Consider the following 14,571-nt stretch of genomic DNA (forward strand, 5'->3'; position numbering starts at 1 on the left):
GTCTGCAAGCGTATTGAGATCAGACTTACGGCGTCCTGATTGCGCCCGGAATCAGGCGTTGCCGGTATCGGACGTCCAGCTCGCCGAAAACGTCTGGGGCAGCAGGCTCAGGCTGCCCACCAGCTTTTCCACCCGCTCGTCTTCCTGGCGCATGGAATAGACCACCGCGGTCACCTCCGAGCGGCCGCCGTCGCGCTGCTGGCTTTCCACGCCGCGCAGGCGCAGGCTATGCCTGCCCAGGGCGTTCAACAGCTCCGCCCGCATCAGGGCTTCGTCCGCCGATGCGCAGGTCAGGGCGATGTTGTAGTAGCGCTCTTCCGTTTCCGCTTCGGGCACGTAACGGTCCACCAGCCTGGCCCCGCCCCGCAACAGCACGTTGGTCACCAGGATCAGAGCGGTGACCGCGCCGGCTTCGGCCAAGAACCCGTAGCCTGCCAGCACACCGACCGCGCCGGTGGCCCAGATGGTGGCGGCGGCGCTGAGGCCCCGGATGGTCAGCCCGTCCCGCATGATCAGGCCGGCGCCCAGGAACCCGATGCCCGTCACGACCTGGCTGCCCAGGCGCATGTCGTTGCTGGCATCCAGCAGCGCAGGCAAGGCAGTGTAGGCGGCCGCCCCCAGGGCGACCAGTGCGTGCGTGACGACGCCCGCGTAATTCTGCCGCCACTGGCGTTCGAGGCCGACAGCGGCGCCGAGCAGCATGGCGAGCGCGAGATGGATAGCGATGGAAAAGTCACTCATGGGGGCGATTGGCGATTCTTGTTATTCCAGGAAGGGCACGGCAGGGCCGCCGCCGGCGAAACCGGCCTGACCCTATTATCGCCCGCCCCTCTCCTGGAGCCCCCGGCCCTGCCCTATTCCTTCGTGGAATCGCTTACCAGGCGGTAGGCGATGGCGCCGATGATCGCGCCAGCGATGGGCGCAACCCAGAACAGCCACAGTTGCTCCACCGCCCAGCCGCCCACGAACAGCGCGGGCGCGGTGGAACGGGCCGGATTGACCGACGTGTTCGTGACCGGGATGCTGATCAAATGGATGAGCGTGAGGGCCAGGCCGATCGGAATCGCCGCGAATCCGGCGGGCGCGCGCTTGCTGGTGGCGCCCAGGATCACGAACAGGAAACCTGCGGTCATGACGATTTCCGTCACCAGCGCGGACACCATCGAGTACTTGCCGGGCGAATACTCGCCGTAGCCGTTGGCCGCGAAGTGGCTGGCCTTGAGATCGAACCCCAGCTTGCCGCTGGCAATGCACGCCAGCACCGCGGCCGCCGCGATGGCGCCCAGCACCTGCGCGATGACATAAGGCGCGATTTCCTTGGCGGGGAAACGGCCGCCCGCCACCAACCCGACCGTGACCGCCGGATTGAAATGGCCGCCCGAGATATGGCCTACCGCGAACGCCATGGTCAGCACCGTCAGGCCGAACGCCAGCGCCACGCCGGCAAAGCCGATGCCCAGTTCCGGGAAGCCCGCCGCCAGCACCGCGGCGCCGCAACCGCCCAGTACCAGCCAGAATGTGCCAAAGAACTCCGCGCCGCAACGCTTCGATAGCGAATACATTTCCTCTCCCCAAAAAACGAAAACCCAACGGTATCGCGAGGCGGGAACGGCAACATTAAAGCAATGCAAATTTTGACATTTCTTGTACGCAGCCAAGCACCGGCATCCCTGCCTCAAGCAAGGTAACGTCGCGGGGCCGGCTCGGGCATCGTCCGGACGGATTAACCGTACCCGGGTACGCAACGCTCCAATAGCATACCCGGGGACGGCGCTCAATGCTTGAGCAGTTTCGGGTCCAGGCTCCACAAGGCATGGTCGCTGGTGGACACCCCCACCGCGCCGTGCTGCATAGCGCGGCCGACGTCCCCCTCATTGCAGACGAACCCCGATGCGACGATGGGCGGAAGCGCCTTCAGGTCCTGCGAGGCCATATGCGAGAGCATCGGCGCGGGCATCAGCTGCACCAGGTTGGGATCGCTCTGCTCCAGGGCTTTCACGCTGCGGGGCCAGGTCGAACGATCCGTCACGAACACCTTCTGCATCGTCACCATGCCCGCCCGGTTGGCCCGCTGGATGGTCGCCACCCGCGTGGAAACCAGGCTCGCCACGCCGATATCGGCCAGGTACTCGACGCCGCCCTTGTCCTGCGACAGGCCTTCGCAGCTGTCGATATTGACGATGACGTACTTCCCCGCCCGGTTCAGCGCGGAGATCACCGGCGCAAGCTTGCGCAGTTCCACATTGGCGACGATGGCGATCTCGGCGACGCTGCCCACGAAGGTGTTGATCTGCTCAACCCCGTACAACGTCGCTATGACCGGATGGCGCGCCAGGCATGCCCCGAATGATCTGTCCATGGTTATCGCTTGCCCTGGTCGTAGAAGAGCTCGTCGCTCAGGCCGAGCTTTCCTGGGTTGAGGATGTTCTGCGGGTCCAGCGTGCGCTTGATCGCGCGCAGCACCTGGAAGCCGCTGCCCAGCGACGCCTCCATGTACGGCGCGCGCAGCAGGCCCACGCCGTGATGATGGCTGAGCGCCGCATTGTATTTAATCAGCACGGCATTGGCGGCATCCCACGCCTGGCGGTACCACTTGGCGCGCATCTCCACTTCCACTTCGCCGCGCAGGGAAAAATACAGGCAGGCGCCATCGACGTAGGCATGCGACTGGTGCGCCGAGCCGGCCAGGGTGCCAGGGACCGCGTTGATGGCGTTCACCACCTCGGCGTAGATCTCCGGCAGATCGCTCCAGCGTCCCGACATCTCCAGCGTATCCGCGACAAAGCCCGGGCTGCGCTTGAACCCCTCAGCGCTTTTGCCCGTGAGGTAGCGGGTGTCGAGCCAGCGTTCGAAAACCGCCGCGCCATCGAGCTTTTCGCCCATTTCCTCGCACACGCCTTCGCTGATCGCCATGACGGCGTCCACGATCTGGCGCGCGCCCTCGTCGGCCACCAGCAGCACGTTGAGATCCGGCCGGTTGAACTGCACGCCGCTTTCCAGTTCGTCGTACAGGCGCAGCGCCGCCGGATTCGCGCCGCGCTGCATAATTTCGCGGCAGGCCTCCAGGCCGATGGCGAACGTCTTGAAGCCATAAGCGATCGCGCGGCCGTAGTCCGGCAGGCGATGCAGTTTGAAGCGGACGCGCACGATGACGCCCAGCGTGCCTTCCGAACCGATGAACACCTGCTGCAGGTCGGATCCCAGCGCCGCGCGCGAGTAGCCTCCCACGGTGATCAGGCTGCCGTCGGCCAACACCACGTCCATGCCGAACACCATGTCTTCGATCTTGCCGTAGCGGGTCGACAGCTGCCCGGCGCCGCGGCAGGCGACCCAGCCGCCCACCGTGCTGATGCCGAACGACGACGGCCAGTGCCCCATCGTCAGGCCGTACTCGCCCTGGATGGTCTGCTCGAACACATCGCCGAACATGCCGGCCTCGACTTCCACGATCTGGCTTTCCCGGTCCACGCCGACCAGCCGGTTCAGCTCGCAGACGTCGAGCACGATGCCGCCGCGCACCGGCAGCGCAGCGCCCGTCACGTTGCTGCGGCCCGCCGACACGGTCACGGGCATGGCGGCCGCATTCGCGATGCGCATCACCGCCTGGACCTGCTCGACCGTGGATACCCTGACGATGGCCGCGTGCGGCGTCGCCGGCTTGCCGGCGGTCTCCGTCATCATCGAGCCCGCCCACCAGTCGCGGGTCCAGGCGACGACATCGGCGGTAGCGGTCAGCACGTCGTCCGACACGCCCCGCAAAGCCTCCACGAGCTCGGCGGACACGCGCACCGGATCGCGCTGCAGGCCGGGCTCCGTTCCCGTCTGCGCCAGCGTTGCCGCATAGGCCGGCGGGGTGTGCGCGCCGACGACGTACTTGCCGCGGTTGTAGCCGCGCTTGATGGCTTCTTTACTGATCATTTACTGGTCTCCCATGAGTATGGATTTTTCGTGCTTGATGGCGGCGAGGTAGTCGTTCACCTGCCGCGCGATAACGCTTTCCGGCAAGCCGAGCTCTGCCTGCAATATCTGGCCGACCCGCGCGGCGGCGCGGGCCGAGGCATCGCGCGCCATCAGGCGCGCCCGCGTGCGGCGCGACAGCACGTCTTCGACAGTGCCGGCCAGCTCATGCCGCGCCGCATAGACGACCTCGGCCTCGGTGTAGGGCAAGCCCTCGACGATCGGCTTGAGCAGCGCTGGCGCCTGTTCCAGGATGTCGCTGACGAAGCGCGCCTCGGTGCCGTAGCGCTCGCCCAGATGGGCGGACAGGCCGCCCGAGGCCACGATGGCCTGCGGGTCGTAGCCCGCCGCGCCCAGCAGATAGGCGCGCGGCGTCTGGCACTTTCCGATCTTGCCGATGACCCGCTGCGCGGCGTCGATCGTCTGCTCGGCCATGTGGCGCGATGTCGTGAGCTTGCCGCCGACCACCGTGACCAGGCCGTCGTCCGCCACACGGATGACGTGGTTGCGCTTGATCTCCAGCGTCTTCCCCCCTGGGGGCGCGACCAGCGGGCGGCAGCCCGCGATGCTGCCCACGGCGTCCTCGGCGCGCAGGTCGACCTTCAATGCCGACCGGGCCCCTTCGAGCAGGAAATCCAGCTCGCGCCGCGTGCAGTACACGTCGTCGAGATCGCCCTCGTAGTCTTCATCCGTGGTGCCCAGATACGACAGATCGCCCCAGCGCGTGATCGTGGCGCGGCGGCTGCGGCCGGGAACCGGGATGGTCACGGTGCAATCGTTGCGCACCTTCAGCCAGGGCACGGCCACGTGCACCCCCTTGGCCGGCCGGACATTCAGCGCTGACGCATCGCCCTGCTTTGCGCCGCTCCAATCGCGCAACCAGACGCCCGTCGCCATGACGACCACCCCGGCGCGCGCGCGTATCTCCCGCTGGCCGGCCTGGACGATGACGCCATCGACCTTGCCCTGGCCGTTGCGCGTGATCTCGACGGCCTTGGCATGGTTGACGACGGCGGCCCCGTGAAAGGCGGCGGTGCGCGCGACGGCCAACGTCAGGCGCGCATCGTCCACCCGCGCATCGAAATACAGGAAGCCGCCAAGCAGCCCTTCCTCCTTGAAGGTCGGGCAGTGCGAGAGCACCTCGGCCGGCGTCAGCTTCTGGTGCAGGATGCCCTCGCGCCAGCCGCCCGCCATGTCGTACGTCCAGAGCAGGCTTTCAAAGGCCTTGGACAGGCGCTTGTCGAACACGCCGTCCTTTTCCAGGATCGGAAAGAGAAACGGCAGCCGCTGCACAAGATGGCGGGCATTGCGCCGCAGCCGCTGGCGTTCGTGCAGCGAATGGCGCACCAGGCCGAGATTTCCTTGCTCGATATAGCGCAAGCCGCCGTGCACCATCTTCGAGGATTTGGAGGACGTGCCGGAGGCGAAATCGTCCTTCTCGATGACGGCGGCGCGATAGCCTCGCAGGCTCGCGTCCAAGGCCGCGTAGACGCCGGTGATGCCGCCCCCGACGATGATGATGTCGAAATATTCGGATTCCAACCGGTCCAGCTGTTCCTGCCGATTCAGGCGCAATGGTTCGGTGCGGGTCATTTCAGCCCGGTCCTTCCTGGGCTTTCTGGATAGCCACCCGATCATTTTTCCAAGACCTCCTCTTTGTCCCGCTTGAATTGCCCTGCGTGCTCCAGCTCCGACGCGACCCGCGAATGCCACAGCCCGCGCCGCCGCACCCGTTCACCCTCATCCAGCAACGGCTGGAACACCGCGTCGGTCACCGTCGTCTTGCGCGCCTCCTGCAGCGACTCCCACAGCAGGCCGGACGACCCGGCCAGGAACGCCGCGCCGCGCAGGCTGGCGCGGTCGGCCTCCTGCATGCGGCGGATGGGAATGCCGATCAGATCCGCCTGGATCTGCAACAGCGCATCGCTGCCGGACAGCCCTCCTCCCACGACCAGTTCGCATACGCGCACCCCCGATACCGCTTCGTCGGCCTCGATGCAGCTGGCGACCGAGTGCGCGATGCCTTCCAGAATGGCGTAGGCCACTTCGGCCTGCGTGGTGGCCATCGAGACGCCCGTCAGCGAGGCGCGCGCCGCCGCCTCCATCCTGGGAACGCGCAGGCCCGTCAGGGCCGGCACGAAGGTCACGCCCCGCGACGAATCGACGGTGGCCGCCAGGGCGCTGATTTCCCGCGCATCCTTGAACCACTTCAGTTTTTCGCAGACCCAGTTCAGGGCCGAGCCGGTCGTCGCGACGAAAGTCTCGACGGCGAAGTGGGAAACGCCGTCCTGGCGGCGCGCCGTCATCGTCAGCGATCCTTCGAACAGGCCGTCGTTCACCGGCGGTTCCGGACCGATGATCAAGTCCACGAAGCTGCCCGTGCCATGCACGCACATGGCCTGGCCCCTATCCAGGCAGCCCAGCCCCACCGCGCCCGCATGCTGGTCGCCCGCCGACGCCAGTATCGGCACGTCGATGCCGAGCACCTCCATGCGCGTACGCCCGAAATCGTCGGCGTCCTGGCGCAAGCCCGGCAACAGCTCGACCGGAAAGCCCAGCGTGGCGAGCCAGTCCAGGTGGTAACGGTGCCCGGCCAGCACGTAGGCGCCGGCGGACGTGGCGTTGGTGGGTGTGGTCACGCATTCGCGCCGCTGCGAGAAATGCCACAGCAGCCAGCTGTCAACGGTGCCGAACGCCAGGCGCCGCTCGCGCCAGGCATCGGCCACCTGCGGCGTCTCCCTGATGTGGTGCGCGGCCCAGAGATAGAGCGAGCGCACGCCGACGGGACGCCCCACGTGCGCCAGCAAGCGCTGGTCCCATTGCGGCGCCAGTTCGTCCAGTTCGTCCACATAGCGCGTGTCCTGCCACACCATGGCCGGCACCAACGCCCGGCCGCTCTGCGTATCCCACAACACGGCGGTCGCGCGCTGCGTGGCGATCGCCAGCGCGGCGATCTCCTGCCCCTGCCCCCGCGCCTGGGCGATCGCGCTGCGGCACACCTCGATCGTCTTCTCCAGGATGACGTTGGCGTCCTGCTCGACCACGCCCGGCCGGGGCGTCTGCACCTGCAGCGCCAAATATTCCAGGCACGACACATGGCCGTCGGCCGACACGGTGGCCGCGCGGGTGCCGGACGTGCCTTCGTCTATGGCCAGAATCACTTTGTTGGTCGTCATCGCGCGGCTTTTCCGATAGCGGGATCCAGGGTGGACGGCGCCGCATCGTCCTTGAATTGCGGAGCGTCGGCCTCGGTATCCGGGTTGATCGTGGTGCGTGTCGGATCCCACTTGATGACGAAGCAAATGATGCTCGCCACCAGGGGAACGATCGACAGGATCAGGAACGTCTTTTCCAGGCCGTAGCTCTCCCGGAAAATCGGAAAGACCAGCAACCCGACCGCCGCGCCGATGGAGCCCAGCGCGCCGATGATGCCGTTCGCGCCGGCCCGCAGCTCTCCGCGGAACGACAGCGACGACAGGCTCTTGCCATTGGCGCCAGGGCCGCCCGAATGGAACAGGATGAACAGCGACGGCACCACGACGGCCAGCCACAGCGGCATCTTGCCGTGGAAGGTTCCCAGGATCAGCAGCATCAGGAACACCGCGGCGAACCCGAACGCGGAGGCGCGCCGCAGGCCGAGCTTGCGTCCGATGAAGGGCGACAGGAACCCGCCGAAAATGCCGAAGATGTTGAACACCAGCGCGCCGATCGTCGCGTAGACGAAGTCCTTGCCGAACAGGGCCGCGCTGATCAGGGGCAGATACCAGCCCACCGCGAAGTACTGGATCGACTGGCCGATCTGCACGGTGGCGGCCAGTATCGTGCGGGGCAGGTACACGCCGCGGAAGATCAGCAGCACGTTGGCCAGGCCGCGCCTGGCCTGGTTCATGACCGGCACGCGCTCCTCGACCGGCGCGGCGGCGAAGGTCTGGCCGTAGATGCGGGTCATCGCCGCAGCGGCTTCCACCACGCGTTCCTTGCGGGCCAGCCAGATGGGGCTTTCCACCATGTAGCTCACCTGCAGCACCAGAATGACGACGGCGAAGATGGCGGTGGCGGCGACCGAATAGCGCCAGATCGAATCGCCCACATCCCACGAGAAGAACAGCAGCGCCAGCAGCAGGTTCGCGCAAACGGCCGTGTACCACATGCCTTGCCAAGTATTGAGGCGGCTCTTGAGCTTGACGGGCGTGAACTCGGCCAGCACCGCCATCGCGATGGCGAAGTCGATGCCATAGGCGGCGCCCACGAAGAAGCGGCCCGCCAGAATGACTTCAAACGACGGCGCGAACACCACGAGCAGCGCGCCGATGACGGCAAGCAGCTTGGCGATGATCAGCGGCCGTATGCGGCCCCACCGGTCCGCCATCCACCCGCCGATCGGGTTGAAGGCGATGGCCACCCACGATGCGAACGACGTCATCAGCGCGACCTGCTTCGCCGTGAGCGCCAGGTCGCGCGTCATGGGGCCCAGGCCCGCGCTCAGCGCCGAATTCGCGAATGCGTCGAGGAACAATCCACCCAGCGCCAGCCACCAGATGAGGCCAGCCCTGCCTACGATGCCCGGGCGTGAGTCGATGAAAGCGATGACATCGTCGATGCCACGTATTTTGACGGTCGATGATTGCACTGTTGTCTCCTCTTGGAATTATTTCTGTAAGAGGTCGACGCAACGTGCACGCGATAAAAGACCATCTTACAGATGGTCTTTTATCTAAATCTGTGCGGTGACTTTATGGACTATCGGAGAAGGTGTCAAGGAGGAAAAACACCAAGCGCCCTTTCCGGAGCAGGGCCCGTTCCTCCGCGTTCCGCCCGTCGGCTTGCAATATATATTTAAACAGGCATAGTACGGGCCATTCGAACAGTACGGCCCTGCCACGCGGGGCCTGGTCCGGCCGGCCGAGCATGCTCTTGCGGCCGCGTCCGCGGTAGGAGTGCGCGCGATGTCTGATGTCCAGGACATGAATCCTCTTCATCAAAACAAGCGGGTGCCGTCGATCCCTGACGCAGCACCGCTTGCTGCCGCCTCGCCGCTTCTCCCCTCTCCGCACATCCCAAGCGCAATTGCGTCCGCCGCCATGCGGTAGCAACTAGCCGCGGCCATTCCCAGCGGAATCGGCCGTCCGGCTCCCTCTCCCATTCTTTTTCCGTTTCCCGTCTTTCGCGGCCGTTCGCGCCGTGAGGACGTTCATCGCGCAAACCCGTCAAGAGGCCGCCACACCCATCGACCGTCTCAAGGAGCGTCACATGCGTTTAATCACCGACCAGGAACTCAACACCATGTCCACCGAAAGCAAGCGCCGCCGGCATCAGGAGCTGGATCGCAAGCTTGCCGTCGCCAGCCAGCGCGGCTGGTCCTGCGCGCATCGGATAGAAGCAAGCCGCGCCAAGGTTCATGCGGCCATCCTGCTGGATGTCGAGCAAGGCCGCGATACGGAGGCCAAGATCGAGAAGCGGCGCGTGCGTGGCGCACCCCGCGCATCGAACTAAGCCTGTCGGCCTGGATGGGATTGAGGCGGCTGGCAATAGATCGCATTTCCGTCCGGGCCGCTGCTCGACCAGCGCTCCACGTCGCGGATCAGGTATTGCAGAAATTGCGCATACGCTTGGTCCAGCGCCCGTCTCCACGCGGCGTTGTCATGCCTGACGCAGGAAGCGCGTACGGCGCAGTTCAGCGTTTCGGCCAGGTGGCCGACTGTCGCGCCCGACATCCGGAAACAGATGGGGGCCTGGCAAGAATGCCGGTGGGCGTCGCGCAGCGCGTGGTCGCGCGCTTCCGCAGTGGCCTGGGTATCGGCCACCTCCCGTAGCAACGCATTCAACATTTCGCACCAGTCGGCCAGCAGTTCATGCATGGCTCACCTCGCAAGGAACGCGAATGGACAATCAGTTTCCGGGTGTGTGCAGCACGGTGAATCCGGGCACGCCCCCGTCCGCGGGGACCGCCAGTTGCAGCTAATGCATGGGCGCCGCCCCGATCAGGCTGGCGCCGGCGGCCTGCCCGCGATCACGCCATGGGGGGCCGAAGAGCGCGACGATATAGCAAAAAATGCTCGTTTCGCACTGGCGTATACCCCTAAAAGGCCTGTTAGGCCTGTTGCGGCGCGCGGGCGCGAAGGAAGGAAAGTCCTTCCCCTGCCTAGAACATCATCCTAAAACCCGCGGTGGCCGTGACGACATAGCTGCCGGAGAAATCAGCGTCGGCGCCGATCTCGCCGTAGAGGGCATAGCGGGACCCCCAGCCGTAATTGGCTCCCACTCCCAGGCTGCCCCAGGTACGCGACATGCGGCTCGCTACCGCCACATCCGAAACCTCTATCCGCGTTCCGTCCAGGAATTCATGTTTCACGTTGACGACGCCATAGACGCTCGATTGCCGGTCGACGCCGGCCGCGCCCCAATCCGTCTTGTAGTCCAGCGCAATACCGATGCGGCCCTGCAAGCTGTCGCCCTTGTCGCCTTCAATGCGCGCGCCGAATTTGTCGTTGAAGCGGCCAAGGTGAGTCGATGCATACGTCAGCTGCGCCTGCGGAATCAAGACCAGCCCCTCCCGCAGATCGAAAGCCTTGCCCGCTTCGATACCGAGTCCATAGCTGTGCGCCTTCCGCCCGTCCTCCAGCTTGCCCGCCGACCGTGAATTCAGGCCGCTGTCGAACCAGGTCGCCTGGGCCTGGGTATCGATATAGACACCGTCCCTGCCGTACCAGGTCAGTGTGGGGGCCAGGCCATAGGCGGTGGTATCGATGGTGCCGTCGCCATATGCCGAGGACACGCGCGTGTCGGCCTTGCCATAGTGCAAGGCCAACCCGCCGACGAGACGGGAACCTCCTTGTTCGCCGGCCAGGATGCGGTCGACGCCAAATTGCGCCTTCCAGCTGTCGACGTGCTGGCGTTCGCCCGTGGTGGACGCAGAAGGATCGAGCCGGCTTGTGGCGCCCTCCACGCGGCTCCATATGCCGCTGCGGCCGGCGTCCGCCGGGTCGTAAAGGCGATTGCCGACCCGCTGGCGCAAGGTAGAAAGCTGGCTCAGTTGAAGCAGCGTGTTGGCATAGGCTTCGTATACCGGCACGCCAGGCTGATAGAGCAAGGGTTGCTCGGGGACCGGAGAACCGCCACCGGTTTGCGGCGTGCCAGGATCGGTCAGAGACGATCTCAGATACCAATCCCCGTCGGCGGGATCCTGTTGCAATACATAGCCGTAGGCACCGGCCACCAGGGCCGGCCGCCCATTGATGACGTAATCGCCGTTAGCCAGGTTGAATTGGCCCGCCGAGACGCCGTTGACCTGTACGACCTGTATGCCTCGTTGAGTCAATGCGCCTGAGCCTCCCATATTCGTCACCGTGACCGGCGTCGTGCCAGAGCTGGCGCCCGTGATCACCAGCTTGTCGGTCGGCGAATCGTCGGCGCCAAGCTGCGTGCGGATCTCCAGGCCGCCGCCCTGCGCCGCATAGTCGCCGGCGACCGTCAGGGTGCCGAAGCCGCTGCGGGGGCCCGGCGCGATGGTTCCCTTGTTGGCCGTCGGGCCGACGCGTCCCGTGCCGGTCAACCGCGCCCCCGCGAGCACATTCACGGGCCCGCCGAGGACGCCATCGACCTGCAACGTGCCGGCCTGGATCTCGGTATTGCCCGTGAACGCCGAACTATCGCCCGAAAGCGTCAAGGTGCCCGCCCCCAGCTTGTTCAGGCTGGACGTCCCCGAGAAGGCTGTCACCACGCCCACTTCATGAGTATTTGTGTCAAACCAGGCGCCGCCGCTTCCCACTGCCTGCGTCGTAAAGCCCTTCAGGAAATCGGCCTCATCGCGATTGGCGCGCAGGATGCCGCCGTCCAGGTTGAGATTCACGTTGCCGGCGCCCTTGATGACGGATCCTGTCTCAAGCACGCCGCGGCCGCTGGCGTCGCCGGTCAGGTTCAGCGTTCCGGAGGATGCGCCGCTGATGGCGATCCAAGCGTCCGTGGCGACGCCCACCATCCCGCCTTTGGCGATCGTCAGCGTTCCGTCGCCGCCCGAGCCGATTTCGATGCGGTCGGACGCCGTGAGCGTCGAAGTGTCGGCCGTCCCGCTCGACACGTTCACCGCGCCGACACCGCCCGCATTCAGCCCGATGTAGATCGATGCCGCAGAATTCGGCCCGGTCGGTCCTTGCGTATGAACGGTCGCGCCGTCCTGGACGTTCAGTTCCCCAGCGCCCTCGAAACCAACGTAGATGTTGTTCAACGGATCCCAAACCGTTTTCGCGCCCGATACCGTGACGTGCCCATCGCTGCCCGCGAGCCAACCGATAATGCCCTGGCCGCTATGCACGGCGCCGCCATTGTCGATCCGCAGCGTCCCGCTGCCGCCCGAGCCGATCTGGAAGGAGTAGACCGTGGAAAGGTCCCAGACTGACCCGATCCCGGAAACGGTTGCGCTTCCGACGCTCCCCGAATAGGCGCCAATGGTGCCCGAATCGCTTTGCGCCACCGCCCCGTCAAGCACTCTGAGCGTGCCATTGCTGCCAAAATCCGCCCCGATCATCACCGGCCCCAGGCTTGTCCAGGTCGATGCCGCGCCGCCAGCGTCACGGCCCGACACCGTCAACGTGCCTACACCGCCATCGAAATTGCCGATAAAGGCCCAATCGTTGACCACCGTGCCGCCGGCTTCGATGTTCAACGTCCCGGCAACCGAATCTCCGACGGTCAGGTCCCCCCCCACCGTCCAATGCGGGGTCTGGATCGGCCCAGGCAAAACCTCGCCGGAACCAGAGACCGATTGCGCGTATGCGGGATAGGTACAGTTTGCTGCATATATGAAGAAAATAGCGGGGGGTAACCACCCTGCGCGATGACAATACCTGCCGGCCATAAATAAATCCTCGCTGAGTAGAGGCAAAATATATAGGGTCAGTACGGCATCGCACAGGAATTTTTAATAGGTATTTACGCGCAAGAGAGGGATAGGCGGACAGGCGCCGCGGCCGGGGAAGCCCGCTTGCGGTACGCCGGCAAGGGTTGTAAACGCGGGCATCACCAACGCCGCCAGCTTAAGCCGGGGCTCGATAGGCTTTACGTCTTCTGATGGTGGCCTGGGTTGGCCGGATCTGGCCCGATGTTGCACCGGGGTTGTTGCTTGCTATCAGGGACTGCGGCTAGGGACTGGGGCTAGGCTGATCCGGGGCTGGAGACTGTGAATTCTTGCTTTTTGCAGTCAACCAGCACCGGGACACCCGCCAAACTCACCCGCCAACCCGTTGATTTGAAAGGCTTTGAGTTCGCCCATCAACGGTTTTCAATAAGTGGTGCGAAGGAGGGGACTCGAACCCCTACACCTGTTACGGCGTCAGGACCTAAACCTGGTGCGTCTACCAATTTCGCCACCTTCGCAAAGCCAAGCCCGCTATTGTAGCTTGCTTGTTAAAATCTTGCGTCATGAATCCGCGCCTCGATGCCCTACACCCCTATCCGTTCGAAAAACTGCGGGCTTTGCTGGCTTCGGCCGCCCAGCAGCCGGACGGCCTGACGCCCATCAACTTGTCGATTGGCGAGCCCAAGCATGCCGCGCCAGAGCGCGTCGGGCAGGCCATCCGCGACAATCTTGCCGGCCTGTCCGTCTATCCGTCCACCAAGGGCGATCCGGCCCTGCGCCGCGCGATTTCGGAATGGCTGGCGCGCCGCTACAGCATCCCCGCCCTGGACCCGGAAACCCAGGTGCTGCCGGCGCTGGGCTCGCGCGAGGCGCTGTTCGCGTTCACACAGACCGTCATCGACCCGTCTGCGGGCTCGGTGGTGATCTGCCCCAATCCGTTTTATCAGATCTACGAAGGCGCCGCCCTGCTGGCCGGAGCCACGCCCTACTTCGTGAACGCCGATCCGGTGCGCAATTTCAGCAGCGACTGGAACCAGGTTCCGGCGGAAATCTGGAAAAAGGCGCGCATGGTGTTCGTCTGCTCGCCCGGCAACCCGGCGGGCAACGTCATGTCGCTAGACGAATGGAAGACGCTTTTCGAGCTGTCCGACCGCCATGGCTTCGTGATCGTCGCCGACGAGTGCTATTCCGAGATCTACCTGGACGAAGGCAACCCGCCGCTGGGCGGCCTGCAGGCGGCCCGCCGCCTGGGCCGGGACGACTACCGCAACCTGGTGGCGTTCTCCAGCCTGTCCAAGCGATCCAACGTGCCGGGCCTGCGTTCGGGCTTCGTCGCGGGCGATGCCGCACTGGTCGGCCGCTTCCTGCTGTACCGTACGTATCATGGCAGCGCGATGAGCCCGCTGGTGTCGGCGGCAAGCGTCGCCGCCTGGACGGACGAAGCGCACGTAAAAGACAACCGCCGCCTGTACCGCGAGAAATTCGACGCCGTCGTGCCCATTCTGCAGAACGTGCTTGACGTGACCCGTCCGCAAGCCTCGTTCTACCTGTGGGCGGCCACGCCGGGTTCGGATACGGCGTTCGCGCGCGACCTTTACGGCCGGACTGGTGTTACCGTGCTGCCGGGCAGCTTCCTGGCGCGAGAAGCGCACGGCGTGAATCCCGGCCAGGGCCGCATTCGCATTGCCTTGGTGGCGCCTTTGGCTGACTGCGTGCAGGCAGCCGAACGCATCGCCCATTTTGTGCATACTTCTGTTTGA

At 65.3% G+C, this 14,571-nt stretch carries 11 protein-coding genes and 1 tRNA gene; 2 read left to right on the forward strand and 10 right to left on the reverse strand.

What is annotated here, in order from left to right:
* Window positions 1–51: 51 nt before the first annotated feature.
* The 7 genes from AGI3411_RS03115 to AGI3411_RS03145 form a co-directional block, all read right to left on the reverse strand.
* Entirely contained in the window at window positions 52–741 is a 690-nt protein-coding gene (locus tag AGI3411_RS03115; protein ID WP_129525955.1) for an MgtC/SapB family protein, read from the reverse strand.
* A gap of 113 nt (window positions 742–854) precedes the next feature.
* On the reverse strand, window positions 855–1,562 hold the full coding sequence (aqpZ, locus tag AGI3411_RS03120) for an aquaporin Z (protein ID WP_129525956.1): 708 nt from the start codon (window positions 1,560–1,562) through the stop codon (window positions 855–857).
* 212 nt (window positions 1,563–1,774) lie between these two features.
* The gene (locus AGI3411_RS03125) at window positions 1,775–2,359 is read right to left on the reverse strand and encodes a glycerol-3-phosphate responsive antiterminator (RefSeq protein WP_129525957.1); all 585 of its coding nucleotides are present in this window, start codon (window positions 2,357–2,359) and stop codon (window positions 1,775–1,777) included.
* 2 nt (window positions 2,360–2,361) lie between these two features.
* Window positions 2,362–3,918 carry an FAD-binding oxidoreductase gene (locus AGI3411_RS03130; protein ID WP_129525958.1) on the reverse strand — a complete coding sequence of 519 codons (1,557 nt, stop codon included), beginning with the start codon at window positions 3,916–3,918 and terminating at the stop codon, window positions 2,362–2,364.
* Window positions 3,919–5,595 (reverse strand): glycerol-3-phosphate dehydrogenase/oxidase, encoded by a 1,677-nt coding sequence (locus AGI3411_RS03135; protein ID WP_129525959.1) that lies wholly within the window; start codon window positions 5,593–5,595, stop codon window positions 3,919–3,921.
* Complete coding sequence (locus tag AGI3411_RS03140; RefSeq protein ID WP_129525960.1) at window positions 5,592–7,133, reverse strand: FGGY family carbohydrate kinase; 1,542 nt, start codon at window positions 7,131–7,133, stop codon at window positions 5,592–5,594. The genes AGI3411_RS03135 and AGI3411_RS03140 overlap by 4 nt, the downstream gene beginning before the upstream one ends.
* Window positions 7,130–8,587, reverse strand: a complete 1,458-nt coding sequence (locus AGI3411_RS03145; protein WP_129525961.1) for an MFS transporter — start codon at window positions 8,585–8,587, stop codon at window positions 7,130–7,132. The genes AGI3411_RS03140 and AGI3411_RS03145 overlap by 4 nt, the downstream gene beginning before the upstream one ends.
* Before the next feature lie 620 nt (window positions 8,588–9,207).
* Between AGI3411_RS03145 and AGI3411_RS03150 the strand changes: the two genes are divergently transcribed.
* Complete coding sequence (locus tag AGI3411_RS03150) at window positions 9,208–9,450, forward strand: toluene tolerance protein (RefSeq protein ID WP_129525962.1); 243 nt, start codon at window positions 9,208–9,210, stop codon at window positions 9,448–9,450.
* Here the strand turns inward: AGI3411_RS03150 and AGI3411_RS03155 are convergent.
* From AGI3411_RS03155 to AGI3411_RS03165, 3 genes are all read right to left on the reverse strand, one after another.
* Complete coding sequence (locus tag AGI3411_RS03155; RefSeq protein ID WP_129525963.1) at window positions 9,447–9,815, reverse strand: hypothetical protein; 369 nt, start codon at window positions 9,813–9,815, stop codon at window positions 9,447–9,449. The genes AGI3411_RS03150 and AGI3411_RS03155 overlap by 4 nt on opposite strands.
* A 284-nt stretch (window positions 9,816–10,099) precedes the next feature.
* The gene (locus AGI3411_RS03160; protein ID WP_129525964.1) at window positions 10,100–12,811 is read right to left on the reverse strand and encodes an autotransporter family protein; all 2,712 of its coding nucleotides are present in this window, start codon (window positions 12,809–12,811) and stop codon (window positions 10,100–10,102) included.
* Between the two features lie 431 nt (window positions 12,812–13,242).
* Window positions 13,243–13,329: transfer RNA gene (locus tag AGI3411_RS03165), tRNA-Leu, on the reverse strand.
* Window positions 13,330–13,374: 45 nt separating this feature from the next.
* Here AGI3411_RS03165 and dapC point away from each other — a divergent pair.
* Window positions 13,375–14,571 (forward strand): succinyldiaminopimelate transaminase, encoded by a 1,197-nt coding sequence (gene dapC, locus AGI3411_RS03170; protein ID WP_165359046.1) that lies wholly within the window; start codon window positions 13,375–13,377, stop codon window positions 14,569–14,571.

Origin of the sequence: Achromobacter agilis (assembly GCF_900496965.1) — a bacterium.
In the GTDB taxonomy this organism is placed as follows: domain Bacteria; phylum Pseudomonadota; class Gammaproteobacteria; order Burkholderiales; family Burkholderiaceae_B; genus Achromobacter; species Achromobacter agilis.